This is a genomic window from Streptomyces sp. NPDC039423 (assembly GCF_055598725.1).
Map to the genome: position 1 here is coordinate 715756 of NZ_JBVKAH010000003.1, position 25893 is coordinate 741648.

Here is a 25893-nt window from a genome sequence, read left to right on the forward strand (position 1 = left end):
CCAGGAGGAACCCATGCCACTGAGCGACGTGCCGGACAGCGGCGGTCCGCTCGCCGAGGACGAGGCCGAGGACCTGCTGCGCTGCATCTGTTTCAAGACCGGGCCGCCCCGCGCGGTCGGGGTGGAGCTGGAGTGGTTCGTCCACGACCGGCACACCCCGTGGCTCCCCGTCGCCGCCGGCCGGCTCGGTACCGCCTTCGAGGCCCTGCGGACCCTGCCGCTGGAATCGGCCCTGACCTTCGAACCCGGCGGGCAGCTTGAGCTCAGCTCGCCGCCCGCCGCGTCCCTGATGGAGTGCGTCACCACCGTTTCGGCCGATCTGGCGGCCGTGCGGACCGCCCTGGACGCCTTCGGCCTCGTCCTCACGGGCTCCGGCACCGATCCCTGGTGCCCGCCCCGGGAGCGGCTGCTGCGCGCGCCGCGCTACGACGCCATGGAGAGCTACCTGGACCGTACGGGTCCGGCCGGCCGCGCCATGATGCGTGACTCCGCCTCCGTGCAGGTCTGCCTCGACGCCGGTCACGAGGAGCCCGGGCCGCTGGGCTTCGAGCGGCGCTGGCGGCTGGCCCACCTGCTGGGCCCGGTCCTGGTGGCCGCGTTCGCCAACTCCCCCGTCCTGCACGGCAGGCCGGCCGGTGCGCGGTCCGCCCGGCAGGGCCTGTGGGCCGATCTCGACCCGGTGCGGGGCACGGCCCCCGACACCTGGCGGAACCCGCGCGACGCGTGGGCGGCGCACGTACTGGACGCGCCCGTGATGTGCGTCCGGGACAAGGACGGGGACGGAGGCGGGGCGGGGCCCTGGGAGGTGCCCGAGGCGCTGACGTTACGGGAGTGGCTGCGCTCCGGGGAGCCGAGACCGGCCACCCGCGCGGACCTCGACTACCACGTCACCACCCTGTTCCCGCCCGTCCGGCCGCGCGGGCATCTGGAACTGCGCATGATCGACGCGCAGCCCGGCGAGGACGGCTGGATCGTGCCCCTCGCCGTGACGGCCGCCCTGTTCGACGACCCGGAGGCGGCCGAGGCCGCGTACCGCGTGGTCGAGCCCCTCGCGGGACCGGCGCCGGCCGGTGCCCCGCCGCCGCGTGACCCGCTGTGGCGCGGTGCCGCGCGGGACGGCCTGGCGGCGCCCGCGCTGCACGGGGCCGCCGTGGCCCTGTTCGCGCTCGCGCTGGAGGCCCTGCCCCGGAGGGGCGCCTCCCCCGCCGTCCTGGACGCCGTCGCCGCGTTCCACGAGCGCCATGTCCTACGGGGCCGATGTCCCGCCGACGACCAGTTGACCCCCGTGACCACGGCCCGGGCACCCCGGAAGGACGTCCGCACATGACCGACCCCGAGCAGCTCAGGCGGCGGGCGCTGGAGGCGCTGACCACCGCCCGGGCCCGCACCGCCCTGCTCACGGACTGCGTCGACGACGGTGACCTCACCGCCCAGCACTCACCGCTGATGTCGCCCCTGGTGTGGGACCTCGCGCACATCTCCAACCAGGAGGAGCAGTGGCTGTGGCGGGCCGTGGCGGGACGGGAGGCGCTGCGCCCGGAGATCGACTCCCTCTACGACGCCTTCGAGCATCCCCGGGCCACCCGGCCCGCACTGCCGCTGCTGGCGCCCGCCGAGGCCCGCGCGTACGCCTCGGACGTACGCGGCCGGGTCCTCGACGTCCTGGAACGCACCCCGCTGGAGGGCGGCCCGCCGCTGGTCGACGCGGCGTTCGCGTTCGGGATGGTGGCCCAGCACGAACAGCAGCACGACGAGACCATGCTGATTACCCATCAGCTCCGACGGGGCCCGGCCGCGCTGCACGCCCCCGAACCGCCCCGGGACGGCTCCGGCGACGGGCTGCCCACCGAAGTGCGGGTGCCGGGCGGGCCGTTCACCATGGGCACCTCGGCCGAGCCGTGGGCGCTGGACAACGAACGGCCGGCGCACGCGCGCGTGGTGCCGGAGTTCTTCATCGACACGGTGCCCGTGAGCAACGGCGCGTACCTGGCGTTCATCGAGGACGGCGGCTACCGGGACGAGCGCTGGTGGACGCCGGAGGGCTGGGCGCAGATCCGGCAGCACGGCATCGGCGCGCCGCTGTTCTGGCGCCGTGACGGCGGACAGTGGCTGCGCCGCCGGTTCGGTGTCGTCGAACCGGTCCCCGAGGACGAGCCGGTGCTGCACGTGAGCTGGTACGAGGCCGACGCCTACGCCCGCTGGGCGGGCCGCCGGCTGCCGACCGAGGAGGAGTGGGAGAAGGCCGCCCGCCACGACCCGGTGTCGGGGCGCTCACTGCGCTACCCGTGGGGCGACGACGACCCCACGCCCGGGCACGCCAACCTGGGCCAGCGCCACCTGCGGCCCGCGCCCGTGGGGAGCTATCCGGCCGGGCGGTCGCCGCTCGGGGTGCGGCAGCTGATCGGCGACGTGTGGGAGTGGACGTCCAGCGACTTCCTGCCGTACCCGGGCTTCGTCGCCTTCCCGTACCGGGAGTACTCCGAGGTCTTCTTCGGTCCGGGCCACAAGGTGCTGCGCGGCGGCTCGTTCGCCGTGGACGCGGTGGCCTGCCGGGGCACGTTCCGCAACTGGGACCTGCCGGTGCGGCGCCAGATCTTCTCCGGGTTCCGCACCGCACGGGACGCGGAGGCCGGCTGATGTGCCGTCATATCGCCTGTCTCGGAACGCCGGTGCCGCTCGGCGAGGTGCTGGTGGAGCCGGCGCACGCCCTGTACCGGCAGTCCTGGGAGCCCCGCAGGCAGCGGTACGGGACGGTGAACGCGGACGGGTTCGGCGTCGGCTGGTACGCGGACGGCGACCCCGTCCCGGCCCGCTACCGGCGCGCCGGGCCGATCTGGGCCGACCTGTCCTTCGCCGACCTCGCCCGGGTGGTGCGCACCGGGGGCCTGCTGGCCGCCGTCCGGGACGCCACGCTGTCCGGGGCCGACGCGGAGGCCGCCGCCGCCCCGTACGCCGCCGGGCCGTGGCTGTTCAGCCACAACGGGGCGGTCAAGGGCTGGCCCGGCTCCCTCGCGCCGCTCGCCGCGCGGCTGCCGGCCGACGAGCTGCTGTCCCTGGAGGCCCGCAACGACTCCGCCCTGGTGTGGGCGCTGGTCCTGCACCGGCTGCGGGACGGCGACGAGCCCGGCCGGGCGCTGGCCGACACCGTGCTGGAGGTCGCCGCCGCGGCCCCCGGTTCGCGGCTGAACCTGCTGCTCACCGATGGCGAGACGATCTGCGCCACCGCCTGGGGCGACACCCTGTGGTACCTGGCCGAGCCCGGCCGTCCCCGCACGGTCGTCGCCTCGGAGCCGTACGACGACGATCCGGGCTGGCGCGAGGTCCCCGACCGCACCGTGCTCGCCGCGACCCCCACCGATGTCCTTCTCACCCCGCTCAAGGAGCCGTCCGCGTGAGCCCGTTCCTGCTGACCCGCACCCTGCCCGAGGACGCCACGGGCGCCGACCTGCGCGCCGACGTCCTGCACGGCCTGACCCGTACGCCGAAGGAACTGCCGCCCAAGTGGTTCTACGACGCGCGGGGCAGTGAACTGTTCGAGGAGATCACCCGGCTGCCCGAGTACTACCCGACGCGGGCGGAGCGGGAGATCCTGGTCGCCCGGGCGGCGGAGATCGCCGCGGCCACCGGGGCCCGCACCCTGGTGGAGCTCGGTTCGGGCTCCTCGGAGAAGACCCGGCACCTGATCGGGGCGCTGCTGCCGGAGCTGGAGAGCTACGTGCCCGTGGACGTCAGCGAGAGCGCGCTGCGCGGCGCGGCCGAGTCGCTGACCGCCGAGCACCCCGGGCTCCAGGTGCACGCGCTGATCGCCGACTTCACCCGTGGCCTGGCCCTGCCGGGCACGCCGGGGCCGCGGCTGGTCGCCTTCCTGGGCGGCACGATCGGCAATCTGCTCCCCGAGGAGCGGAAGGTGTTCCTGCGGTCGGTGCGTTCGCTGCTGGCGCCCGGGGACGCGCTGCTGATGGGCACCGACCTGGTGAAGGACGAGGAGACGCTGGTCGCCGCGTACGACGACGCGGCGGGCGTGACGGCAGCGTTCAACAAGAACGTGCTGTCGGTGCTGGCGCGCGAGCTGGGCGCGGACGCCGATCCGGCCGACTTCGACCACGTCGCGGTGTGGGACCGCGAGAAGGAGTGGATCGAGATGCGGCTGCGGGCACGGGAGGCGCTGACCGTGAAGATCCCCGAGCTGGACCTGGCGGTCACCTTCGAGGCCGGGGAGGAGATGCGTACGGAGGTGTCGGCGAAGTTCCGTCAGGAGGGCGTGCGCGGCGAGCTGGCGGCCGCCGGACTGGAGCTGGCGCACTGGTGGACGGACGAGGAGGGACGGTTCGCGCTGTCGCTGGCGACGGCGGTCTGAGCCGCTCGGGCCAGGGCGCGGCGGTCCGCGTGGCGGCCGGCGGGGATCGGGGGCGGGATCCGGATCTCGGCGGTCAGCGCGCGGGCCGTCGCGACCCGCCACAGCGAGGTGGTGAGCGGGTCGTCCCCGACGAAGGCCGCCGGGCCGGCCGGGTGGTAGGCGATGCGTACGGGCTGTACGGGGACGCCCGCGTCCAGCGCGGCCTGGAAGGCGGCGGGCCGGAACCTTCCCCCGGACCGGCCGCACCACGTGGAGCCCTCGGGGAAGACGACGACGCGGGAGCCGCTCCGGAGCGCCCCGGTGATGTCCCGGACCGTGCCCGGCAGGGCACGCAGCCGGTCGCGTGCCAGGAAGAGCGTGCCGCCCCGGGCGGCGAGCGGGCCGAGCACCGGCCAGGTCCGCACCTCGCTCTTGGCGAGCATCCGGCCGGGCAGGACGGCGGCGACGAGCGGTACGTCGAGCCAGGAGACGTGGTTGGCGACGACGAGCACCGGCCCGGCGTCGTCCGGGCGGCCCGTGATGCGCACGCGTACCCCGAAGGCGCGGAGCACCGCCCGGCACCAGAGCCTGGTGGCCCGTTCGCGGGCGGCGCGGCCCAGGGGCGCGGTGAGGGGCGCCAAAAGCACGCCGGCGAGCACGGCCAGGACACCGGCCGCCAGCCGCGCCGCGCCCCGGAGGCGGGGCGCGGCCGGTCCCGGCGTACGGGCGCAGTGGCGGGGCGTGCAGGGGGAGGTGGGCAGCCAGGCGCTCACCGGATCGGGGCGAGGGACAGGAAGTGCCGCAGGTAGCGGGGGTCGGTGCGGCGCAGCGACAGCAGGACGAACAGGTCGGCGACGCCGAAGTCGGTGTCGTGCGCGGGCGCCCCGCAGACCCGGGCGCCCAGGCGCAGGTAGCCGCGCAGCAGCGGCGGCAGCGCGGGGCGGTCGCGGCGGTCGCCGGGCCGGGCGACGCCGTCGGCGGACCACAGCCTGCGCGGGGTGACCCAGTGCTCCTCGGGCGCCAGGTGCTTGGCCCGGACCGTGTCCCAGGTGGCGGCGGCGAGGGCACCGCCGTCGGCGAGCGGGACGGAGCAGCAGCCGGCGAGCCAGGTGTGACCGGTGCGGGTCATGTAGTGGGCGATGCCGGCCCAGATGAGGGAGATGACGGCGCCGCTGCGGTGCGCGGGGTGGACACAGGAACGGCCCACCTCGACCAGGTCGTCGCGGATCGGGGCGAGCCGGGTGAGGTCGAACTCGCCCTCGGAGTAGAGGCGGCCGGCGATCCGGGCCCGGTCGGGGGGCAGCAGCCGGTACGTACCGACGATGTCGCCGGTGGTCTCCTCCCGTACCAGGAGGTGGTCGCAGTAGGCGTCGAACTCGTCGCTGTCCAGGCCGGGTTCGGGGCCGTCGAGGCGCGCGCCGAGCTCCCCGGCGAACACCTGGTGGCGCAGCCGCTGGGCGGCCCGGACCTCATGCTGTTCCCGGGCGAGCGAGACGGTGTAGCGCGGCTGCGGCGCGGCCGGCCGGGGGTGCGGGGCGGGGTGCGGGTGCGGGGCGGCGAGCTCGGTGTGGGGCAGGACGGGTGCGGGCATGGTGGTCTCCTGTGCCGGAGGTGAGGACCCGGACGGCGGGCCGCGGCGGCCCGGCCCCCTACTTCTCCCGTGGCCGGCTGGATTCGGCGTGACCGCCCGGCGGAGCCCGGATGTGCGACGGCTGAATGCCCGGTACGCCCCCGGGCACCCGACGGCCACCCCAGGGGCGGGACCCAGCGCGCCCGCCCCCGCCCGGGCAGCCACCCCCAAGGCGGAACCCACCGCGCCCGCCCCCGCCCGGCAGCCCGCCCCGGGCCCGGGCCGCGTCCCGGACGTCCGGGGACGTCCGGGACGTCAGCGGTCGGTGGTGAGCAGGGCGGTGATCCTGGTGGAGGCGGTCCTGGCGGCGCGCTCGGGGGCGGCGCCCTGAAGAACCGCCGTCATGTAGGGCTTGATCGGGTTCGCCGCCTCGACGGCCGCCCATTCGGGCGAGTTGGGGGTCGCCCGGCCGCGCGTGGCGCCGACGGCCATCGCCGCGGTGGCTTCCTGGCCGTCGACGGCGGAGGCGAGGGACGACTTGTTGGGGACGTAGTTCATGGTGCGGGCCAGGTCGGTCTGCCACTTCTCGCCGGCCAGCGCGGCGACGACGTCCATGGCCGCGCCCCGGTCGCGCGAGTGCAGCGGGATGATCAGGTCGGAGCCGCCGGTGAAGACGGCGCACGGCTTCCCCGCCGTCTTCCCGGGGATCGGGAAGAAGCCCAGCTTGCCGCTGAGCGCGGGGTTCCGTTCCTCGATGGCGGCCGCGACGCTCGGCGGCGCGATGATCTGGGCGACGTCGCCCCCGGCGAAGACCTGCGCCTGGGGCGGGGTCTCCTCGTCGGCGTCCTTGGGCCCGTCGCCCAGCTCCTGGAGCTCCTTGTAGACCTCCATGCCGCGCAGGGCGGCGGGCCTGTCCAGGGCGCCGGCCCACTTGCCGTTCGTCTCCACCGCCAGCTCGCCGCCCTCGTCCCACACGAACCCGGCCAGGGTGTACCAGTCCTGCCCGGCCAGGTAGATGCCCTGGGTGCCGCCCGGGCCGGCGTCGAGCTTCTCGGTGTCCTCCAGCCACTCCTCGCGGGTCCTGGGTGGTGCCGTGATCCCGGCCCGTTCGAACAGGTCCTTGTTGTAGATGACGACCCGGTTGGCGGCGTACCACGGGATGCCGTACTGGGCGCCGTGGACCTTGCCTGGTTCGGCGAGGCCGGGGAGCCAGTCCTCGTAGCCGAGGTCCCGCACCGATTCGAGGGTCAGGTCGTGCAGCAGCTCGGTCTCGGCGTACTGGGCGACCTGGGTGTTGCCGACCTCGATGACGTCGGGGGCGTCCTCGCCCTCCAGCGCGGCGGTGACCTTGGGGCCTATGCCGGTCCACTCCTGGAAGGTGACCTCCAGCTCGATGCCGGGGTGGTCGTTCTCGTACGCGGTGGTGAACCGCTCCAGGAAGTCGTCGGACACGCTGCCCTTCATCAGCCAGACCGTCACCGTGCGGGAGCCGGCCGCCCCGTCGTCGCCGGGCAGGACACCGCACCCGGTCAGGACGGGCAGGGCCGCGGACACGAGCGCGCAGGCGCGGGCCAGGAAGCGCTTCTTCACGTAGGTCACCTTTTGCGTGTGCGGAACGGAGGACCCGACGTGGGGGGAGACGAAGCGGGTTCGCCACGGGCGGATGGCTGGATTTTGGTATGGACCAAGTGGTGGGTCAAGGGGGGCCGGGCGACCGCTCCGCCACCCGCCGGCCGGTCATCGCCGCGCGGAGCCGGGCGCGGTGGTGCACCGTGGAAGGACGCGCCGGACGACGACCGCCGGACGACGACCCCCCGGAACCGGACCATGACGACCGGGCGAACGAGGAGACCTCCATGTCGCACCACACCTACCGCGTCACCGAGATCGTCGGCACCTCGCACGAGGGCGTGGACGACGCGATGCGCAACGGCATCGCGCGCGCCTCCGAGACGCTGCGGAACCTGGACTGGTTCGAGGTGACGCAGGTCAGGGGTCACATCGAGGACGGGCGCATCGCCCACTACCAGGTCGGGCTCAAGGTCGGCTTCCGGCTGGAGGACGGCGAGACCGCGGGCTGACGCCCCCTCGCACGTCCTCCCCCGCCCTTCCGCCGCGGGCGGCACCCCCTCCTACGGTCCGCCCGGCGGGCGGGCCCGCTCAGGTGCGGCCCTCCTTCTCCTGGGCCTCCTCCAGCGCGGTGGAGTCCGTCGCCCAGCGGGCGCGTAGGACCCGGTAGCCGGCCCGTTCGGCGGCGTCGCAGACGAGTTCGTCGTCATCGACGAGCATGCGGACCTCGCGCGCGGCGGAGAGCCGGCGGAGGACCTCCAGCTTCGTGACCCGCGCCGGGCGGCGGTCATGGTCGCGGCGCATGTGGACCGGGCCCTCGGGCAGGCCGTGTGCCGCCAGCCAGGCGCGGGTGTCCTCGCGGCAGCGTTCGGGACGCCCGGTGAGGTACACCACGTCGCAGTCCCCGGCCGCCTCCCGGCACAGCCGCACGCCCTCGGCGAGCGGCGGGTCCTGGGGGGCGGCCGCGAAGAAGGCGTCCCAGTCGCGCGGCTTGCGCTCCAGGAAACGCTGCCGGTGGGCGGTGTCGGAGAGGGTGTTGTCCAGGTCGAATACGGCCAGTGGCCTGCGGTTCCGTGTCACGGCCCCCAGCGTAGGGAACGCGTACACGTCGCGCGGGAACGCGTACGCAAGCGCGTGGGGAACGCGACGCAAGCGCGTGGGGAACGCGACGCAAGCGCGTGGGGAACGCGTACGCGACGCGTACGGGAGGCGTACGCCCTCGGGGAGCCTCCGTCGGGGAATCTCCGCCGGGCAGGGGCGTTGTAGCAGGGCGTGAGTTCTTCGATCGCCGCGACGCGTCTGTCGGTACTGGACCGGTCCCGCACCCGTGAGGGGGAGGACGCCCGGGAGGCCCTCATGGGCACCGTGGCCCTCGCCGCGGAGGTGGAGCGGCTGGGTTACCACCGCTTCTGGGTCTCGGAGCATCACGGCGTGCCGGGCGTCGCCGGTTCCGCGCCGACCGTCCTGGCGGCCGCCGTCGCCGCCGCGACGCGCACCATCAGGGTGGGCACGGGCGGGGTGATGCTGCCGAACCACCAGCCGCTGGTGGTGGCCGAGCAGTTCGGGGTGCTGGAGTCCCTGTTCCCGGGGCGGATCGACATGGGTCTCGGCCGCTCGGTGGGCTTCACCGACGGGGTCCGGCGGGCGCTGGGCCGTGACAAGAAGGACGCCGACGACTTCGCCGGGCGGCTCGACGAGCTGCTGGGCTGGTTCACCGGTGTCCGGTCCGCGCACCCCGGGGTGCGCGCGTACCCCGCCGAGGGGCTGCGGGTGCCCCCGTACCTGCTGGCCACCGGAGGGGGCGCGGCGATCGCCGCCGCGGCGGGGCTGCCACTGGTGATCGGCGACCTGAAGGGCCGGGCGAAGGTGGTGGCGGCGATCGAGCGCTATCGCGCGGACTTCCGCCCCTCGGAGTGGTCGGAGGAGCCGTACGTCGTCGTGGCCGGCACCGTGGTGGTCGCGGGGACGGAGGAGGAGGCGGCCCGGCTGCTGGTGCCGGAGGCCTGGGCGCTGGCGTACTCGCGCACCGAGGGCGTGTTCCCGCCGCTGGTGCCGCCGGAGCGGGTGGAGGGCCTGCCCATGACGGCCCGGCAGCGGGAGTTCTACGAGTCCGGCCTGCGCGGCCACGTGTACGGCACGGAGGAGCAGGTGTGGGACGCGCTGGAGAGGGTGCTGAAGGAGACGGCGGCCGACGAGATCCTGGTCACGACCAGTACGCACGACCGGGCGGCGCTGCTGGACTCGTATCGGAGGCTCGCCCGTCTCGCGGGCCTGACCAGCGTAAACACCTAGACTGGCGGTCATGTCAGGCCCTGCGCAGCACGATCCGTACATCCGTGTCCGAGGCGCCCGGGAGCACAACCTGCGTTCCGTGGACGTGGACCTCCCCAGGGACGCGCTCGTCGTGTTCACCGGCGTCTCCGGTTCGGGCAAGTCGTCGCTGGCGTTCGGGACGGTCTACGCGGAGGCGCAGCGGCGGTACTTCGAGTCGGTGGCGCCGTACGCGCGCCGGCTGATCCACCAGGTGGGTGCGCCCCGGGTGGGCGAGATCACCGGTCTGCCGCCCGCGGTGTCGCTGGAGCAGCGCCGGTCCTCGCCCGGGTCGCGGTCCTCCGTCGGTACGGTGACGACACTGTCGAACTCGCTGCGGATGCTGTTCTCGCGGGCGGGCGTCTACCCGGCGGGGGCGGAGCGGCTGGACTCGGACGCCTTCTCGCCGAACACGGCAGCCGGGGCGTGCCCGGGCTGCCAGGGCATGGGGAGGGTGCACGACACCAGCGAGGAGCTGCTGGTCCCCGACCCGGGCCTGTCCGTCCGCGAGGGGGCGATCGCGGCCTGGCCGGGGGCGTGGCAGGGCAAGAACCTGCGGGACATCCTGGACGCCCTGGGGTACGACGTCGACCGGCCGTGGCGGGAGCTGGCGCCGGCGGACCGGGAGTGGATCCTGTTCACCGACGAGCAGCCGGTGGTCACGGTGCACCCGGTGCGGGAGGCGGACCGTATCCAGCGCCCGTACCAGGGCACGTACATGAGTGCGCGGCGGTACGTGCTGCACACCTTCGCGGACTCGAAGAGCCCGGCGCTGCGGGCGAAGGCGGAACGTTTCCTGACGAGCGCGCCCTGCCGGGTGTGCGGCGGGGGCCGGCTGCGGCCGGAGGCGCTGGCGGTGACGTTCGCGGGGCGGACCATCGCGGAGCTGGCGGCGCTGCCGCTGACCGAGCTGGCCGGGGTCCTGGCCCGGGAGGCGGGCGGGGACGGGGCCGCGGGCGGGGAGACCGCGCGGGTGCTCACCGCCGGTCTGCGGGAGCGGATCGCGACCGTGACGGAGCTGGGTCTGGGCTATCTGAGCCTGGACCGTGCCACCCCGACGCTGTCCGGCGGCGAGCTGCAACGGCTGCGGCTGGCGACGCAGTTGCGTGCCGGGCTGTTCGGGGTCGTGTACGTGCTGGACGAGCCGTCCGCGGGGCTGCACCCGGCCGACACGGAGGCGCTGCTGGTGGTGCTGGACCGGCTGAAGGCGGCCGGCAACTCGGTGTTCGTGGTGGAGCACCACCTGGATGTGGTGCGGCACGCCGACTGGCTGGTGGACGTGGGGCCGCACGCGGGTGTGCACGGCGGCAGGGTGCTGCACAGCGGCCCGCCCGAGGGGCTGCGCGAGGTCGCCGGGTCGGCGACGCGGCGGTTCCTGTTCGACCGGGGCGCGCCGCCGGCGAGGGCGGTGCGGGAGCCGTCGGGGTGGCTGCGGGTCGGTCCGGTCACCCGGCACAACCTGCGGGCGCTGGAGGCGGAGCTGCCGCTGGGCGCCCTCACGGCGGTGACGGGGGTGTCCGGTTCGGGCAAGTCGACGCTGGTGGGCGAGCTGTCGGCGGACATGCCGGGGGCGCGGCGGCTGGTGACGGTGGACCAGCGGCCGATCGGTCGTACCCCACGTTCCAACCTGGCGACGTACACGGGTCTGTTCGACGTGGTCCGCAAGCTGTTCGCCGGGACGGAGGAGGCGCGGGCGCGGGGCTACCGGGCGGGGCGGTTCTCGTTCAACGTGGCGGGCGGCCGGTGCGGGACGTGCCAGGGCGAGGGCTTCGTCTCGGTGGAGCTGCTGTTCCTGCCCAGCACGTACACCCCGTGCCCGGACTGCGGTGGCGCCCGGTACGAGCCGGAGACGCTGGAGGTGCGGTACCGGGGCCGGAACGTCGCCGAGGTGCTGGACCTGACGGTGGAGGCGGCCGCGGAGTTCCTCGCGGACGTCCCCGCCGCCGTGCGCAGCCTGGGCGCCCTGCTGGACGTGGGGCTGGGGTACCTGCGGCTGGGGCAGCCCGCCACGGAGCTGTCGGGCGGTGAGGCGCAGCGCGTCAAGCTGGCCGCCGAGCTCCAGAGGCCGCGCCGGGGGCACACCCTCTACGTGCTGGACGAGCCGACGACCGGTCTGCACCCGGCGGATGTGGAGGTGTTGATGCGGCAGTTGCACGGCCTGGTGGAGGCCGGCCACTCGGTCGTGGTGGTCGAGCACGACATGGACGTGGTGGCGGGCGCGGACTGGGTGGTCGACCTCGGCCCGGGCGGCGGGGACGAGGGCGGCCGGATCGTCGCCGCCGGTACGCCCGCCGAGGTGGCCGCCTCGTCGGCCGGCCGTACCGCCCCGTACCTCGCGGCGGCCCTGCGGGGGCGGGGGTAGGCGCCGGTGCCCCACCGGACCGGGGCCGGGCCGCCGGACATCGGCTGCCCGGTCCGGTGCCGCGTCCGGTCCGGTGGGGCGTCCCGTCCGGTGGGGCGGTGCCGCTAGGCGGCCGTGTCGAAGGTGTAGTGGCGGGTGTGGTCGAGCATGTCGGCCGGGGTGACGTCGTTCCACGGGCGCATGGTGTCGTTGAGGTCGACCACGTTGGGGGTGCCGGCGGCCGGGAGGTAGGTGGAGCCCGGGTGGCGGGCCTGCCAGTCGGCCCAGAGCTTGTCGATGAAGGCGTGGTGGAGCCAGAAGACCGGGTCGTTGGGGGACACACCGGTGCCCATCTGGCCGCCGACCCACACGTGGACGCGATTGTGGAGGTTGACGCCGCGCCAGCCCTCTAGGTGGTTGCGGAAGCCGTCGGACGCGCTGTTCCAGGGCGGCATGTCGTACGTCTCCATGGCGAGGACGGCGTCGACCTCGGCCCGGGTGGGCAGTTGGCGGCCGCCCGCGCCGAGGTCGCGGCGCAGGAAGTCACGGCCGTCGACGCGTACGGACACGGTCCAGCGGTTGGTGGAGCGGGCGAAGGGGCCGTCCATGACCTGGCCGTCGCGGGCACGGCCGGTGCCGCCGAGGAAGTCGGGGGCCCACAGGGAGGCGCGGGGGGTGCGGTCCACGGTCCAGTCCCAGTAGGGCAGGGCGACGGACGGGTCGACGGCCTGGAGCGCCTGCTCGAACTGGAGGAGGAACCGCCGGTGCCAGGGCAGGAAGGACGGGGAGCGGTGGCCGACGCGGTCGCCGTTGTCGGTGTCGCTCATGATGAAGGCGTTGTGCGTGGTGACGAAGGTGTCGTAACGGCCGGTGCGCTTGAGCTCCAGCACGGCGTTGACGAAGCTCCGCTTCTCGGCGGCGGTGAGCTGGGCCTGGTTCTTGCGAACGGTCATGGTGGTGCGGCTCCGGAGTGTGATCAGACGAGGGTGAGCGGGACGAGCGGGGCGCCCTGGAGTTCCCGGACGGCGGCGCGGGCCACGGCGCGGGGCGTGGCGAGCGGCTCGTAGTGGTTGATCACGCTGATCCAGGTGCCGTCGGCGTTCCGCATGACGTGCAGCTCCTGGCCGTCGATGTGTACGGCGTAGCCGTCGCCGTGTCCCCCGTGGTGGCCGCCGCCGTGGTGGCCACCACCGGTGGGCCCTCCCTGTATGCGCCGGCCCTGGTAGATCTCGTCGAACGTCTCCGGTCCGGAGGCCCGGCGGGCGGGGGCTGCCTGGGCGGGTGTGGTGAGGGCGCGGGCGGCGACGAGGCCGGTGGCGGCCGAGGCCGCGACGCCGAGGGCGCGGCGGCGCGTGATGGTGGACATGGGTTACCCCCTGGTGTGGTGCGGTGGTCGGTACCGCCGGGGGTGTGGTCATGTGCCCCCGGCAACGTCCATGCCTATCGGGGGTTTTCGGACTGCGGAATTCCGCGGGGGTCGGTTGGCCGCGATACGGACAACTCACCACCTATAGTGCAGAATTTAACCAAGTTGATCTTGCTGTCCGTGGATACCGGACAGCCCCGGACCGAAAGAATTGCGGAGATGATGACAATCTCATGAACATTCTTTCGTTCCGGGGCCCGGGGAGTGGTGGGGCTCACGCACGGAGACTGGCCGGAATCAGCCGCGGCGCGGCGCCTTGCGCTGGGCCCGCAGCCATTCCTTGTTCATGGCCGCGATCGACGGCAGCGGGATCCCCTTGGGGCAGGCGGTGGCGCACTCACCGGTCAGCGTGCAGCCGCCGAAGCCCTCCTCGTCCATCGCCCGGACCATGTCCAGGACCCGCGTCTCGCGTTCCGGCGCGCCCTGCGGAAGGACGTTGAGGTGGTTGACCTTCGCCGAGGTGAACAGCATCGCCGAACCGTTCGGGCAGGCCGCCACGCACGCGCCGCAGCCGATGCACTCGGCGTGCTCGAAGGCGAAGTCGGCGTCCGCCTTCGGTACGGGCGTGGCGTGCGCCTCCGGCGCGGAGCCGGTGGGGACGCTGACGTAGCCGCCGGCCTGGATGATCCGGTCGAACGCCGACCGGTCCACGACCAGGTCCTTGACCACCGGGAAGGCGGCCGCGCGCCAGGGCTCGATGTCGATGGTGTCGCCGTCCTCGAACGCCCGCATGTGCAGTTGGCAGCTCGTGGTGCGCTCCGGGCCGTGGGCGTCGCCGTTGATGACGAGCGAGCAGGCGCCACAGATGCCCTCACGGCAGTCGTGGTCGAAGGCGACCGGGTCCTCGCCCCGGAGGATGAGCTCCTCGTTGAGGGTGTCGAGCATCTCGAGGAAGGACATGTCCCGGGATATGCCGTCCACCTCGTAGGTGGCCATGGCGCCGGGGGCGTCGGCGTTCTTCTGGCGCCAGACGCGCAGGGTGAGCCTCATGCGTAGCTCCGCTGGGTGGGGTGGACGTACTCGAAGACGAGGTCTTCCTTGTGCAGGACGGGCGCCTGACCGGTGAACTCCCAGGCGGCCGCGTACGAGAACTCCTCGTCCCGCCGGGCCGCCTCGCCGTCCGGGGTCTGGGACTCCTCGCGGAAGTGGCCGCCGCACGACTCGGAGCGGTGCAGGGCGTCGAGGCACATCAGCTCGGCCAGCTCCAGATAGTCGACGACGCGGTTGGCCTTCTCCAGCGACTGGTTGAACTCCTCCCCCGTGCCCGGCACCTTGATCCGGCGCCAGAACTCCTCGCGGATCCGCGGGATCCGGTCGAGGGCCTTGCGCAACCCCTCCGCCGTGCGGGCCATGCCGCAGAACTCCCACATCAGCTCACCCACCTCGCGGTGGAAGGAGTCGGGCGTGCGGTCCCCGTCGACCGCCAGAAGCCGGGCGAGCCGGTCCTCGGTCTCGGCGACCGCCTCCCGTACCGCCGGATGCGCGTCCGTGACGGGCTCCGTGCGCGGGGCGCGGGCGAGGTAGTCGTTGATGGTGGACGGCAGCACGAAGTAGCCGTCGGCCAGGCCCTGCATCAGCGCGGAGGCGCCCAGCCGGTTGGCGCCGTGGTCGGAGAAGTTGGCCTCGCCGATGGCGAACAGGCCCGGCACCGTGGTCTGGAGGTCGTAGTCCACCCACAGCCCGCCCATCGTGTAGTGCACGGCGGGGTAGATCCGCATCGGCACCTCGTACGGGTTCTCCGCGGTGATCCGCTCGTACATGTCGAAGAGGTTGCCGTACTTCTCCTCGACCCGGTCCCTGCCCATGCGCCGGATGGCGTCGGCGAAGTCCAGGTAGACGCCCTGGCCGCCGGGGCCGACCCCGCGGCCCTCGTCGCAGACGTTCTTGGCGGCGCGGGAGGCGATGTCGCGCGGGACGAGGTTGCCGAAGGAGGGGTAGATCCGCTCCAGGTAGTAGTCGCGCTCGTCCTCGGGGATCTCGTGCGGCGGGCGCCGGTCGCCGCGCGCCTTGGGCACCCAGATGCGGCCGTCGTTGCGCAGCGACTCGCTCATCAGGGTCAGCTTGGACTGGTGGTCGCCGGTGCGCGGGATGCACGTGGGGTGGATCTGGGTGAAGCAGGGGTTGGCGAAGTACGCGCCGCGCCGGTGCGCCCGCCACACCGCGGTGGCGTTGGAGTTCATGGCGTTCGTCGAGAGGTAGAAGACGTTGCCGTAGCCGCCGGTCGCCAGGACCACCGCGTCCGCGACGTGGGTGGAGACCTTCCCGGTGATCAGGTCGCGGGCGACGATGCCGCGCGCCCGTCCGTCGATCACGACCAGGTCGAGCATCTCGGTGCGCGGGTGCATCTCCACGTTGCCCGCCGCGATCTGCCGGGACAGCGCCTGGTAGGCGCCGAGCAGCAGTTGCTGGCCCGTCTGGCCGCGGGCGTAGAAGGTGCGGGACACCTGGACGCCGCCGAAGGAGCGGGTGTCGAGCAGACCGCCGTACTCGCGGGCGAAGGGCACGCCCTGCGCCACGCACTGGTCGATGATCTCGACGGAGATCTGCGCGAGCCGGTGGACGTTGGACTCGCGGGCCCGGAAGTCGCCGCCCTTGACGGTGTCGTAGAAGAGCCGGTGGACGGAGTCGCCGTCGTTGCGGTAGTTCTTCGCGGCGTTGATGCCGCCCTGCGCGGCGATGGAGTGGGCGCGGCGCGGCGAGTCCTGGTAGCAGAACTGGACGACGTGGTAGCCCTGCTCCGCGAGGGTCGCGCCGGCGGACCCGCCCGCAAGGCCGGTGCCGACCACGATGACCGTGTGCTTGCGGCGGTTGGCCGGGTTGACCAGCTTCGCCTCGAAGCGGCGCTTGTCCCAGCGCTCGGCGATCGGGCCCCCGGGGGCCTTGTCGTCGGCGAGCGGGGCGCCGGTCTCGTAATCCAGGTAGCTCATGTCAGCTCACCACTCCGGTCATGACGGCGACGGGTACGGAGACGAAGCCCGCGGTCAGGGCGAGCGCGAGGACGTTCGCGAGGGCCTTGAGCGCGCGGTCGCGCCGCGCGTTGCCCACGCCGAGGGTCTGGGCGGCGGACCAGAAGCCGTGGCGCACGTGCAGCCCGACGGCGAGCATGGCGACGATGTAGACGACGTTGCCGTACCAGGTGGAGAAGGTGGCGACGACGTTCTCGTAGGGGTGGCCCGGCTGGGCGTGGGGGTTCACGGTCAGGGTCGTCAGGTCCAGGAGGTGCCAGACGATGAACAGCGCGACGATCACCCCGCCCCAGCGCATGGTGCGGGTCGCGTAGCTCGCGCGGCGGCGCTTGTGCACGTACGCGGTGGGGCGGGCCGCGAGGTCGCGCCGGCTGAGCTGGTACGCGGAGACGCCGTGCGCGATCACGGCCGTGAGCAGCAGCACCCGGGCGATCCACAGGCCCCACTCGTAGTGCAGGACCGGCTCGCCCATGGTGCGCAGCCAGTGACCGTACGCGTTGAACTCGCCGGGGCCGAAGAAGACCTTCAGGTTGCCCATCACATGGGCGACGAGGTAGCCGATCATGATCAGGCCGCTGACGGCCATGACCGTCTTCTTGCCGACGGTCGACCGCCAGAACGTGCGCGGGAGGGACGGCTTGCGATCCGTCCGCGTTGCCAGAGCCATGGGATCGACGGTAGGCGGGGGCCGGCCCAGAGGTCCAAGACATGGTGCGGCTGATATCCATAGGCAGCGCCTATGGCCGGGGCTAGGCTGGTGCCATGCAGTTCCAGCAGCTCCAGTACTTCGTGGCGGTGGCCGAGACCCGTCACTTCACCCGGGCCGCCGAGCGCGTGCACGTCTCCCAGCCCTCGCTGTCGCAGCAGATCAGGGCGCTGGAGAAGGAGCTGGGCGCCGAGCTCTTCAGCCGGGCGCGCGGGAACATCGCGCTGACGGACGCGGGGGAGGCACTGCTGCCGCTGGCCCGCCGCATCCTGGCGGACACCGACACCGCGCGGCACGAGGTCCAGGAGCTGGCCCAGCTGCGGCGCGGGCGGGTGCGGCTGGGGGCGACCCCGAGCCTGTGCACCGGGCTGCTGCCCGACGTGCTGCGCACCTTCCACGACCTGCACCCGGGGATCCGGCTGCTGATCGAGGAGAGCGGCTCCCACGACCTCGTGCGCGAGCTGGCCCGCGGGGCGCTCGACCTGGCCCTGGTGGTGCTGCCGCTGCCGGCCCCGTCACCGGCGCTCACCACCGTCGAGCTGCTCCAGGAGGACCTCGTGGTGGTCTCCTCGGCGGCGTCCCCCGCCCCGCGCCGGCCGGTGCGGATCGCGGACCTGGAGGGGCAGCCGCTGGTGATGTTCCGGCACGGCTACGACCTGCGGGAGCTGACGGTGGCCGCGTGCCGGGCGGAGGGCTTCGAGCCGTCGTTCACGGTGGAGGGCGGCGAGATGGACGCGGTGCTCGGGTTCGTCCGGGCGGGGCTGGGCCTGGCGGTGGTGCCCGCGATGGTCGCCGCGCGGGCGGGCCGCGACGTGCGGGTCACGGCCCTGGCCCGGCCGGGACTGCGCCGGACGATCGCGCTGGCCCACCGCAGCGACGTGGCGCCGCCCCGGGCGGCCCGGGAGCTCCAGCGGCTCCTGCTGGCCCACCGGGGGCGGCCCTGAGCCGGGGCCCCTCCCCCGTGGCTTCTCTCCCCCCGTGGCTTCTCCCCCCCGGGCTTCTCCCCCCGGGCCCCTCCCCCGTGGTCCTGACCGGGCCGTCCGTCACACCGCGTCGGCCAGCACCAGGGAGTGGATCCGGTCCGGGGCGCCGGGCCGGGCGTAGTACCAGCCCTGGGCCGTGTCGCAGCCCAGCTCACGGAGCTGTTCCGCCTGCGCGCCCGTCTCCACGCCCTCCACCGTCACCGCGAGCTCCAGGCTGTGGGCGAGCGACACGATGCCTTCGACGATCTTCAGGTCGACCGGGTCGATCGGGTGCCGCTGCATGCTCTGGGTGAAGGAGCGGTCCAGCTTCAGCACGCTGACCGGGAGCCGCCGCAGGTTGGCCAGGTTGGAGTAGCCGGTGCCGAAGTCGTCCAGGGCTATGTCCACGCCCATCTCGGCAAGCTGCCGCAGCGGCTTGAGCAGGTCCTCGTCGGCGCCGATCAGCGCGGACTCGGTCACCTCCAGGCACAGCGCGCCCGGGTCGAGACCGGAGCGCTCCAGGACGTCGACGGTGTCGGCGACCAGGTTGGGGTGGTGCAGTTGCGTCGGCGACAGGTTGACGTTGATGCGCAGGGGGCCGCCGTCCGCGTGGCTCCGGTTCCAGAACCGGGCCTGGCGCACCGCCTCCTGGAGCACCCAGCGGCCGAGCGGCACGATCAGCCCGGTGTGCTCGGCGAGCGGGATGAACCGGTCGGGGCCGAGGACGCCGTGCTGCGGATGGCACCAGCGCACCAGCGCCTCCGCGCCGTGCACGCTGCCGTCGCCGAGGTGCACCAGCGGCTGGTACTCGATGAAGAACTCGCCCCGGTCCAGGGCGGCGGGGAGCGCGGTCGTCAGGCCGTGGCGGGTGATGGCCCGGGCGTCGGCCTCGGGGTCCGCCCGCTCGAAGCGGTTGCCGCCCGCCGCTTTGGCCCGGTACATGGTGATATCGGCGCTGCGCAGCACCTCCGCCGGCCCGCGCTCGCCGGCCGGCCCCTCGACGATGCCGACGCTGCCGCGCACGGTCAGCTCGCGGCCGTCCAGCCGGACGGGGGTGGCCAGGGCGGCCAGGATGCGGTGGGCGAGCTCGTCGGCCTGTTGCTCGGTGTCCGTGCCGGTGGTGAGCGCCACGAACTCGTCGCCGCCGAGCCGGGCCACCATCTCGCCCGGCCGGGTGGCGACGCTCTGGAGCCGGTCGGCGACCTCGACGAGCAGCCGGTCGCCGGCCGCGTGGCCGAGGCTGTCGTTGATGGCCTTGAAGCCGTCCAGGTCCAGGTAGCACAGCCCGAACCGGGTGCCGTCGGGCGAGGACAGCACCTTGTCGAGCCGTTCGAAGAACAGGGTCCGGTTGGGCAGACCGGTCAGCGCGTCGTGCGTCGCCTCGTACCGCAGCCGCAGGTTGAGCAGCCGGCGCTCGGTGGTGTCCTCCATCAGCGCCAGCTGGTACTGCGGGTTGCCCTCGGCGTCCCGCAGCAGGGAGACCGTCAGGTTGGTCCACAGGACGGTGCCGTCACCCCGGTAGAAGGGCTTCTCCACCTGGAAGTGGTCGCGCTCGCCGCTCACCAGTTCCTCGTACAGCTTCCAGACCTGCGGCGCGTCCTCCGGGTGCACCCACTCGCTGACCCTGCGGCCGCGCACATGGTGCTCCAGACCGCCGAACATGCGGGTGAGGGCGTCGTTGACCTCCAGGACGTTGCCGTCGAGGTCGGCGATGCCGATGCCGATGGCGGCGTCCTCGAAGACGGCGCGGAAGCGGGCCTCGGTGGCGTGCAGGGCCTGTTCGGCGTACGTACGGGCGTTCAGCGCCGAGCGGGCGATGGCCTCCTGCTCGGTGAGGGTCCGTTCGCGCAGCGCCTGGGCGAAACCGGTCGCCAGGGCGTGCTGGAGCCGGGCGCAGCGGGCCCGCAGCTCCTCGGCGGCGGCGCTCTGCCCGGCGCCCCCGCAGTACAGCACCAGGTAGGAGTCGACCACGCCGAGGGTGCGGCCGAGGGTGTCCGGGTCGGTGCAGTGGGCGGCCACCAGAGCGGCGCCCACGCGGTGCGCGGGCGCCGGGTCGAAGGGCCGCGCGTGCAGGGCGTCGCTCAGGTCACGCGCCAGCGGCAGCAGGTGCCGCTCTATCTCGGAACGGGTCAGCGAGGTGGCCGTGACGGGGAAGACGGCCCGGCTCCAGATGGTCGCGAACCGCTGGAGTCTGTCCTCCAGACCGTCCGGTTCCGCGGCGGAACCGGGGGCCTGCGCCGGCATGCTCACGCCTTGCGCCCCACCCCTGCGAAGCCCGAGAAGGCATATGGATCCTCCTGGTCGACCGGGTTCTCCGGCCGCCACTCCGGCATCTTGACGAGCCCCGGTTCCACCATGTCGAACCCGTCGAAGAAGCGCGCGATCTCCGCGCGCGTCCGCATCACCAGCGGGTTGCGGATGTCGCGGTAGACGCCCACGGCGCCGCCCACCCGTTCCTGCGGCAGCGGCATGCACTCGTACGCGGCGTGGCTGATGATCAGCAGGCTGCCGGACGGCAGGGCGTCGCGCAGCTCGGCGACGGCGCGGTGCGGCTCGTCCGTGTCCTCGACGAAGTGCAGGACGGAGACCAGCAGCAGGGCCACCGGCCGGTCGAGGTCCAGCAGGCGGGCGGCCTCGGGGGCGGCCAGGACGTCGTGCGGCTTGCGCAGGTCGGCGGCGGTCACCCCGGCGTTCTCGTTGCCCTCCAGCACGGCCTGGCTGTGGGCGACGGCGACGGGGTCGTGGTCGACGTACAGGACACGCGCGTCCGGGTCGGCCCCCTGCGCCACTTCGTGCACGTTGCCGAAGGTGGGGATGCCCGAGCCTATGTCGAGGAACTGGTCGACGCCCTCACCGACCGCGTACCGCACCGCGCGCCGCATGAAGGCGCGGTTGGCCTGCATGACCTTGGGCAGGCCGGGCACGAACTCCATCGCCTTGCGGGCCGCCTCCCGGTCCACTTCGAAGTTGTGCGAGCCGCCCAGGTAGTAGTCGTAGATGCGGGACACGCTCGGCACCGAAATGTCGATGCCCGGCGGGGCCCAGGCGGGACGCTCCATCGATGTCTCCAACAAGTCGCCACGGTAAGCGGCCATGTTCATGGCCGGTGTTCGAGCCGAGGCTACTGATCGCCCGCCGGGAGGGCGAGGGGAAACGGAAATAATCGATCCGTTCTTGGTCACACGTCGCGGGCTCCGGACGGCGTCGCCCACGGCTCCCCGGGGCACGTGCGAGCGGCCCGCCGCCCACGCGGGGCGCGTGGGGCGGCGGGCCGTCGGGAGGTCCGGGCCGGCCGGGCCGGACCCCCGGAGTCGGGGCGTTGCGTGGGGACTCTACTTGGACGCCCCGACCATCTTCCCGGCGGGCGAGATGGCGTACCAGGTGCCGCCGACGCCCTGACCGTTGGTGTCACCGGGCTTCTTGTCGCCCGCGAAGGTGTAGAGCGGCCAGCAGTCGATGGTCTGCTGCTTGAGGCCGTCGGGGCGGTTGAAGGTGACGTACCCCTTGGTGCTGATGCCCTCGGTGTCGTTCTTGTCGACCGGGGCGACGACCGGCCACTTCTTCAGGCAGTCGCCGGTGCAGGCGGTCTTCATCGGCCACGCCGAGTCCTTCTCGAACCGGTAGACCGTCATGCCGTTCTTGTCCACCACGATCTCACCGAGCTTGGGGTCCTTGCGGACGGACAGGCCGGCCAGATCGGCGGCCGCCCCGCCCTGGTCCTCGGCCGCACCCTCCTCCTCGCCGGTTCCCTCGTCCTCGGCGGCCCCCTCGTCGCCGCCGCCCGACAGGGCCGCCTTCTTGCCGTCGGGGGCCGCAGCGAACCAGGTGCCGCCCACACCCTGGCCGTTGGTGTCACCCGGCTTGCTGTCCTTGGCGTACCGGTACATCGGCCAGCCGTCGATGGTGAGTTGCTTGGTGCCGTCCTCGCGGGTGACCTCGCCCATCAGGGAGGCGTCGACACCGGCCGGGGGCTTGGCGCCCTCGGCGGACACCACCGGCCAGGCCTTCGCGCAGTCGCCCTCGCAGTTGGACTTGGGCGGGTTGGGGGTGTCCTTGTCGAAGCGGTAGAGCGTGAGCCCCTCGCTGTCGGTGACGACCTTGCCGAGTTCCTTGCTGTCCCAGATCGCGAGCTGGCCGGCCGGCTTGGCGGCGGCGGCCGCCCCTCCCCCGGAACCCGCACCCGATCCGTAGCCCGCGCCGGAGCCGTAACCGGCGCCGTTGTCGGCGGGTGCGCCGGCCGGCGCGGCGGCGCCGACCGATCCGGCGGGCGTCTGGTCGCCCTTGTCCTGACCGCACGCCGTCGTCAGCGCGAGCACGGCCGCCGCGGACAGCGCGAGCGAGGCGTTCCGCCAGGTCTTCATGTCAACTCCCGTTGTATTGAGGTACTTTGGCGACGCCCAGGTGCGCCGTTCATGGCCCTATGTACGGGTGGCGGGGCGGCGGGTGTTCAACGCTCCGGGAAATTTTCTCCGCCGGTGGTCACGGCGGTGGTCACGGCGGTCGCCGGAAAACCCCACCATCAGGGGAATTACGGCGGTTTCCGGCCCCCCGGGCGCTGGAAGCGATCATGCTCTTGCGCGTGTACGGAACCCACGTCGCGCGTCTCCTGGCGGCCACCGCGCTCGGCTGGCTGCTGACCGCCCCCCTGCCCGCGGCGGCCGACAGTTGCGCGGTCGCCCACACCGGCACCGGCGCCCCGGTGGTGTCGGTCGCGGGCGGCGGGGGCTGCACGACGAGCCCGTCGCCCACCCCGAAGCCCCCGCCCCCGCCGCAGCCGCCCCCGCCACCGGCTCCTCCGCCGCCGCCGCCTCCGCCACCGGCGCCCACGCCGCCGCCCGAGGAGGCCGAGCCGCCGGCCCCGCCGCGACCCCCCGCTCCCCCGCCACCCCCCGCGCCGGCCCCGCCGCCCGCGGCCGTACCACCCGCGCCGGAACCGGCACTCCCGGCGCCGCCCCGGGCCCCCGCCCCGCCTTCCCCGCCGGCCCCGTCGCCCACCCGCTCGGCGCGGCCCCACCCGGGCCCGCCCGCCCCGGTGCCGCTGCCGGCCTACCAGCGGGCGCGGCGCGCCGAGCGGACGAGCGGGCCGTCCACCGTCACCGTGATGCTCCTGATCATGGCGCCCGCGGTGTTCGGCGCGGCGATCCTGCGCCCCCGTTCGTCCCGCTAGGTCGTGTCCGCAAAGTCTCGCCCGGCCCGCGGTGTGCCGGACGCCGATGCTTTCCGGACACTCCCCTAGGGGTGCCGGACGCCGCGAGCCCGGCCCGATCGACGACACACCCCCAGCACGCCCACCTCGGTACCGACCGCCCCGGAGAACACCTTGTCGGAATGGCTTGTCCTGTCCATCGCGATGGCCGCCGCCTGCGCGGTCGTCCTGACCATCGTCGTCATCAACAACCGCCGGATCGGCGACGACGACGACCCGTCCGAGACCCCGGACGTCCTCGAGTACATGACGATGATGATCGGCGTGGTGTACGCCATCGTGCTGGGCCTGGCGATCGCCGGCGTCTGGGAGGGGCGCAGCGCCGCGCAGGAGAGCGTCCGTCAGGAGGCCCAGGCGCTGCACGAGGTGTCGGCCCGGGCGGAGGTCTGGCCCGCCGGGGTCCGTGCCCGCATCCGTGCCGACGTGGACGCCTATGTCACGCACGTCGTCGACACCGAGTGGCGGTCGATGGCCGACCGGGGCGAGCTGACCGAGGAGGGCACCGCGCTGCTGGAGCGGGTGCGCCGCAGCGTGTCGGACTACCGGCCGGCCGACCCCCACGAGGGCGAGGCGTACCAGCCGATGGTGGACCAGGTGGCGGTCGCGGACGACGCCCGCAGCTCGCGCGGGGAGAACGCGGGCGCCACCATGCCGGGTGTGGTCTGGTTCGGCCTGATCACCGGTGCGCTGATCACGGTGGGGCTGATCTTCACGCTCCAGATCCGGCGTACGTTCCGGGAGCTGCTGCTGGCCGGGCTCTTCAGCGCGCTGATCGCCTTCCTGCTGTTCCTGATCTGGGCCTTCGACGCGCCGTTCGGCCGTGGCATCTCCGCGACCCCGGACCCCTTCCTGAACCTCTTCCCGCACATCGAGGCCCTGGGGGACTGACCGGGGGCGGGGCTCGGCGTCCGCCGTCCGGGGGACCTCGGTGCCCCATTCGCCCTTCTCCGATCGCGGTTGTGGTAAGGCGCTCCTAGCGTTTCCGGCATCGAGGTGCATATCAGACGCTTTGTGGAAATCCGTTCCGCAGCTGCCCCTCGGGACCCGGAGGATTGACGATGCGCGCGATAGGTGCCGCCTCCGCCGCTCTGCTCGGAGCGGCCGCTCTCGCCCTGACCGCCCCCGCTCCGGCGGTGGCTTCCGGAAAATTCGCCCCCGGTGACTTCGCGATCGGTCCCTCGGCCGTCCTGCCGGGGGGCCGGGTGGTGCTCACGGCCCCCGGCTGCTCCGGTACCGCGATGGCCTCCTCGGGCGTCTTCGACACGGTCACCATCCCGGCCGGCCGCTCGGTGACGGCCACCGTCGACCGGGACGCCCGGCAGGGCGCGGTCTACACGGTGTCCTTCACGTGCGCGGGGGGCACCCCGGGCACCGTCGACCTCACCATCTTGCGTGCCACCGTCACCCCGACCACCAGCTCCACCGCCGTGCCCACGGTGACCGCCACCCGGACGGTGACGACCGCGGCGCCCAGCCAGGGCGTACGCGGCGGCCAGGGCGGCAGCATCGGCGGCCTCGACACCGGGGAGCTCGCGGCCGGGACGGGTCTGGTGGTGGCCGCCGCCACCGGGGTGGTCTACCTGCTGCGCCGCCGGGCCGAGAGCCGGCGCCACTGACGGTCCGGCCCCCCGCACGCCCGTCGCCCCGAGTCCTGACCGACCAGGACTCGGGGCGACGGGCGTGTGCGGCCGACCGGGAGGTTCGGCCGGTCAGACCGTTCCGCCGCTCATACGGCGACGGCGGGCGATGAAGAGGCCGCCGCCGACGGCCGCCGTGGCGACCAGGGCGCCGCCGACGGCCATCTCGGTGGAGGTCGGGGCCATGGAGCCCCCGAGGCCGCCGCGTGCGCCGTGGCCGCGGGTGACGGTGAAGGTCCGGGTGACCACCATCGGGTTGTCGCTGCACTTGACCGCCAGGTTGTACTGCCCCGGCGTGGCGTGGTCGTAGATCCGGGGGGTGGCGGCCGAGTGGCCGGACGCGTTGACGGTCAGGGCCGTCTTGGGGAAGGCGTTGGACGTGACCGTGCCGCCGTGGCCGCACCCCATGGCGCTGACGGCGAGCTGTCCGCCCTGGTGGACGCGGCTCGGGGAGACGGTGACGTTGGTGGGACCGTTGTTGGCGACGGCCACGGGGGCGAAGAGCCCGATGGCCGCGCCGGCGGTGGCGGCCACCGCGAGGGCGCGTGAAGCACGCATCGTTGAACCTCCAGTGGAAGACGCCCCGGAGCGGCGCTCCGGGAGATTCGACGAGTACGCCTTCCACGACGAACCTTCACAAGCCGTTCGTATTACCGCATTTCGGCACTCGTCCACCCCGGTGAGCCGACACGCCGTCGTCGCACCCCCGTACCTGACGGAGTCCCAGGTCACGGACCGTCAGAGACGGCTCGGGAGGTTCCGCGCGACGATGACTCGGATGGGTCATCACCCCTGGCGGGCGCCACCCGTTCGCCCCTCTCCTGATCGCCGGTGCGGTCCGGCGCGCTTAGCGTGCGTACTACG

Annotated in this window: 24 protein-coding genes; 11 read left to right on the forward strand and 13 right to left on the reverse strand. The window is 73.7% G+C overall.

What is annotated here, in order from left to right; genetic code table 11:
* The first annotated feature begins 13 nt into the window (after nucleotides 1-13).
* The 4 genes from egtA to egtD are packed head-to-tail and all read left to right on the forward strand — an operon-like array spanning nucleotide 14 to nucleotide 4357.
* Complete coding sequence (egtA, locus tag ACZ7LK_RS13860) at nucleotides 14-1327, forward strand: ergothioneine biosynthesis glutamate--cysteine ligase EgtA (RefSeq protein WP_471140508.1); 1314 nt, start codon at nucleotides 14-16, stop codon at nucleotides 1325-1327.
* Nucleotides 1324-2637 (forward strand): ergothioneine biosynthesis protein EgtB, encoded by a 1314-nt coding sequence (gene egtB, locus ACZ7LK_RS13865; RefSeq protein WP_471140511.1) that lies wholly within the window; start codon nucleotides 1324-1326, stop codon nucleotides 2635-2637. The genes egtA and egtB overlap by 4 nt, the downstream gene beginning before the upstream one ends.
* Nucleotides 2637-3395 carry an ergothioneine biosynthesis protein EgtC gene (gene egtC / locus ACZ7LK_RS13870; protein ID WP_392277384.1) on the forward strand — a complete coding sequence of 253 codons (759 nt, stop codon included), beginning with the start codon at nucleotides 2637-2639 and terminating at the stop codon, nucleotides 3393-3395. The genes egtB and egtC overlap by 1 nt, the downstream gene beginning before the upstream one ends.
* The gene (egtD, locus tag ACZ7LK_RS13875; protein ID WP_392277383.1) at nucleotides 3392-4357 is read left to right on the forward strand and encodes an L-histidine N(alpha)-methyltransferase; all 966 of its coding nucleotides are present in this window, start codon (nucleotides 3392-3394) and stop codon (nucleotides 4355-4357) included. Before egtC ends, egtD begins: the two co-directional genes overlap by 4 nt.
* On the opposite strand, the gene ACZ7LK_RS13880 is transcribed toward egtD, so the two are convergent.
* The 3 genes from ACZ7LK_RS13880 to ACZ7LK_RS13890 all read right to left on the reverse strand — a co-directional run bounded on the left by ACZ7LK_RS13880 (nucleotide 4252) and on the right by ACZ7LK_RS13890 (nucleotide 7496).
* On the reverse strand, nucleotides 4252-5109 hold the full coding sequence (locus ACZ7LK_RS13880) for a lysophospholipid acyltransferase family protein (protein ID WP_471140515.1): 858 nt from the start codon (nucleotides 5107-5109) through the stop codon (nucleotides 4252-4254). The two genes, egtD and ACZ7LK_RS13880, sit on opposite strands and share 106 nt — an antisense overlap.
* The gene (locus tag ACZ7LK_RS13885) at nucleotides 5106-5927 is read right to left on the reverse strand and encodes a GNAT family N-acetyltransferase (RefSeq protein WP_392277381.1); all 822 of its coding nucleotides are present in this window, start codon (nucleotides 5925-5927) and stop codon (nucleotides 5106-5108) included. The genes ACZ7LK_RS13880 and ACZ7LK_RS13885 overlap by 4 nt, the downstream gene beginning before the upstream one ends.
* 294 nt (nucleotides 5928-6221) lie before the next feature.
* Entirely contained in the window at nucleotides 6222-7496 is a 1275-nt protein-coding gene (locus ACZ7LK_RS13890) for an extracellular solute-binding protein (RefSeq protein WP_471140518.1), read from the reverse strand.
* 266 nt (nucleotides 7497-7762) lie between these two features.
* On the opposite strand from ACZ7LK_RS13890, the gene ACZ7LK_RS13895 reads away from it, so the two are divergent.
* Entirely contained in the window at nucleotides 7763-7987 is a 225-nt protein-coding gene (locus ACZ7LK_RS13895; RefSeq protein ID WP_392277379.1) for a dodecin, read from the forward strand.
* Nucleotides 7988-8066: 79 nt separating this feature from the next.
* Here ACZ7LK_RS13895 and ACZ7LK_RS13900 read toward each other — a convergent pair whose 3' ends face one another.
* Complete coding sequence (locus ACZ7LK_RS13900; RefSeq protein ID WP_392277378.1) at nucleotides 8067-8555, reverse strand: phosphatase domain-containing protein; 489 nt, start codon at nucleotides 8553-8555, stop codon at nucleotides 8067-8069.
* Nucleotides 8556-8747: 192 nt separating this feature from the next.
* Between ACZ7LK_RS13900 and ACZ7LK_RS13905 the strand changes: the two genes are divergently transcribed.
* Both ACZ7LK_RS13905 and ACZ7LK_RS13910 read left to right on the forward strand, forming a co-directional pair.
* Nucleotides 8748-9767: an MsnO8 family LLM class oxidoreductase gene (locus tag ACZ7LK_RS13905; RefSeq protein WP_471140522.1), complete on the forward strand. Its 1020-nt coding sequence runs from the start codon at nucleotides 8748-8750 to the stop codon at nucleotides 9765-9767.
* Nucleotides 9768-9777: 10 nt separating this feature from the next.
* Nucleotides 9778-12147 carry an ATP-binding cassette domain-containing protein gene (locus ACZ7LK_RS13910; protein WP_471140525.1) on the forward strand — a complete coding sequence of 790 codons (2370 nt, stop codon included), beginning with the start codon at nucleotides 9778-9780 and terminating at the stop codon, nucleotides 12145-12147.
* A gap of 104 nt (nucleotides 12148-12251) precedes the next feature.
* Here ACZ7LK_RS13910 and melC2 read toward each other — a convergent pair whose 3' ends face one another.
* The 5 genes from melC2 to ACZ7LK_RS13935 form a co-directional block, all read right to left on the reverse strand.
* Complete coding sequence (gene melC2 / locus ACZ7LK_RS13915) at nucleotides 12252-13079, reverse strand: tyrosinase MelC2 (RefSeq protein WP_392277375.1); 828 nt, start codon at nucleotides 13077-13079, stop codon at nucleotides 12252-12254.
* Between the two features lie 23 nt (nucleotides 13080-13102).
* Nucleotides 13103-13492, reverse strand: coding sequence for an apotyrosinase chaperone MelC1 (melC1, locus tag ACZ7LK_RS13920; RefSeq protein ID WP_392277374.1), 390 nt, complete (start codon nucleotides 13490-13492; stop codon nucleotides 13103-13105).
* Between the two features lie 297 nt (nucleotides 13493-13789).
* Nucleotides 13790-14542, reverse strand: coding sequence for a succinate dehydrogenase/fumarate reductase iron-sulfur subunit (locus ACZ7LK_RS13925; protein WP_469461823.1), 753 nt, complete (start codon nucleotides 14540-14542; stop codon nucleotides 13790-13792).
* Entirely contained in the window at nucleotides 14539-16479 is a 1941-nt protein-coding gene (locus tag ACZ7LK_RS13930) for a fumarate reductase/succinate dehydrogenase flavoprotein subunit (RefSeq protein ID WP_392277372.1), read from the reverse strand. Before ACZ7LK_RS13930 ends, ACZ7LK_RS13925 begins: the two co-directional genes overlap by 4 nt.
* Before the next feature lies 1 nt (nucleotide 16480).
* Entirely contained in the window at nucleotides 16481-17185 is a 705-nt protein-coding gene (locus ACZ7LK_RS13935) for a succinate dehydrogenase cytochrome b subunit (RefSeq protein ID WP_471140530.1), read from the reverse strand.
* 95 nt (nucleotides 17186-17280) lie between these two features.
* On the opposite strand from ACZ7LK_RS13935, the gene ACZ7LK_RS13940 reads away from it, so the two are divergent.
* Nucleotides 17281-18168, forward strand: a complete 888-nt coding sequence (locus tag ACZ7LK_RS13940) for a LysR family transcriptional regulator (RefSeq protein ID WP_392277370.1) — start codon at nucleotides 17281-17283, stop codon at nucleotides 18166-18168.
* Nucleotides 18169-18267: 99 nt separating this feature from the next.
* Here ACZ7LK_RS13940 and ACZ7LK_RS13945 read toward each other — a convergent pair whose 3' ends face one another.
* From ACZ7LK_RS13945 to ACZ7LK_RS13955, 3 genes are all read right to left on the reverse strand, one after another.
* On the reverse strand, nucleotides 18268-20436 hold the full coding sequence (locus ACZ7LK_RS13945) for a putative bifunctional diguanylate cyclase/phosphodiesterase (protein WP_471140533.1): 2169 nt from the start codon (nucleotides 20434-20436) through the stop codon (nucleotides 18268-18270).
* Nucleotides 20433-21245 (reverse strand): SAM-dependent methyltransferase, encoded by an 813-nt coding sequence (locus ACZ7LK_RS13950; protein WP_392277426.1) that lies wholly within the window; start codon nucleotides 21243-21245, stop codon nucleotides 20433-20435. Before ACZ7LK_RS13950 ends, ACZ7LK_RS13945 begins: the two co-directional genes overlap by 4 nt.
* 273 nt (nucleotides 21246-21518) lie before the next feature.
* On the reverse strand, nucleotides 21519-22547 hold the full coding sequence (locus tag ACZ7LK_RS13955) for an SCO0930 family lipoprotein (RefSeq protein WP_392277368.1): 1029 nt from the start codon (nucleotides 22545-22547) through the stop codon (nucleotides 21519-21521).
* A gap of 218 nt (nucleotides 22548-22765) precedes the next feature.
* On the opposite strand from ACZ7LK_RS13955, the gene ACZ7LK_RS13960 reads away from it, so the two are divergent.
* The 3 genes from ACZ7LK_RS13960 to ACZ7LK_RS13970 all read left to right on the forward strand — a co-directional run bounded on the left by ACZ7LK_RS13960 (nucleotide 22766) and on the right by ACZ7LK_RS13970 (nucleotide 25008).
* Nucleotides 22766-23353, forward strand: coding sequence for a hypothetical protein (locus ACZ7LK_RS13960; RefSeq protein WP_471140537.1), 588 nt, complete (start codon nucleotides 22766-22768; stop codon nucleotides 23351-23353).
* A 153-nt stretch (nucleotides 23354-23506) separates the two neighbouring features.
* Nucleotides 23507-24280 (forward strand): bestrophin-like domain, encoded by a 774-nt coding sequence (locus tag ACZ7LK_RS13965; protein ID WP_392277366.1) that lies wholly within the window; start codon nucleotides 23507-23509, stop codon nucleotides 24278-24280.
* Nucleotides 24281-24450: 170 nt separating this feature from the next.
* The gene (locus tag ACZ7LK_RS13970; protein WP_392277365.1) at nucleotides 24451-25008 is read left to right on the forward strand and encodes a hypothetical protein; all 558 of its coding nucleotides are present in this window, start codon (nucleotides 24451-24453) and stop codon (nucleotides 25006-25008) included.
* A gap of 93 nt (nucleotides 25009-25101) precedes the next feature.
* On the opposite strand, the gene ACZ7LK_RS13975 is transcribed toward ACZ7LK_RS13970, so the two are convergent.
* On the reverse strand, nucleotides 25102-25587 hold the full coding sequence (locus tag ACZ7LK_RS13975) for a hypothetical protein (protein WP_392277364.1): 486 nt from the start codon (nucleotides 25585-25587) through the stop codon (nucleotides 25102-25104).
* Nucleotides 25588-25893: the final 306 nt, after the last annotated feature.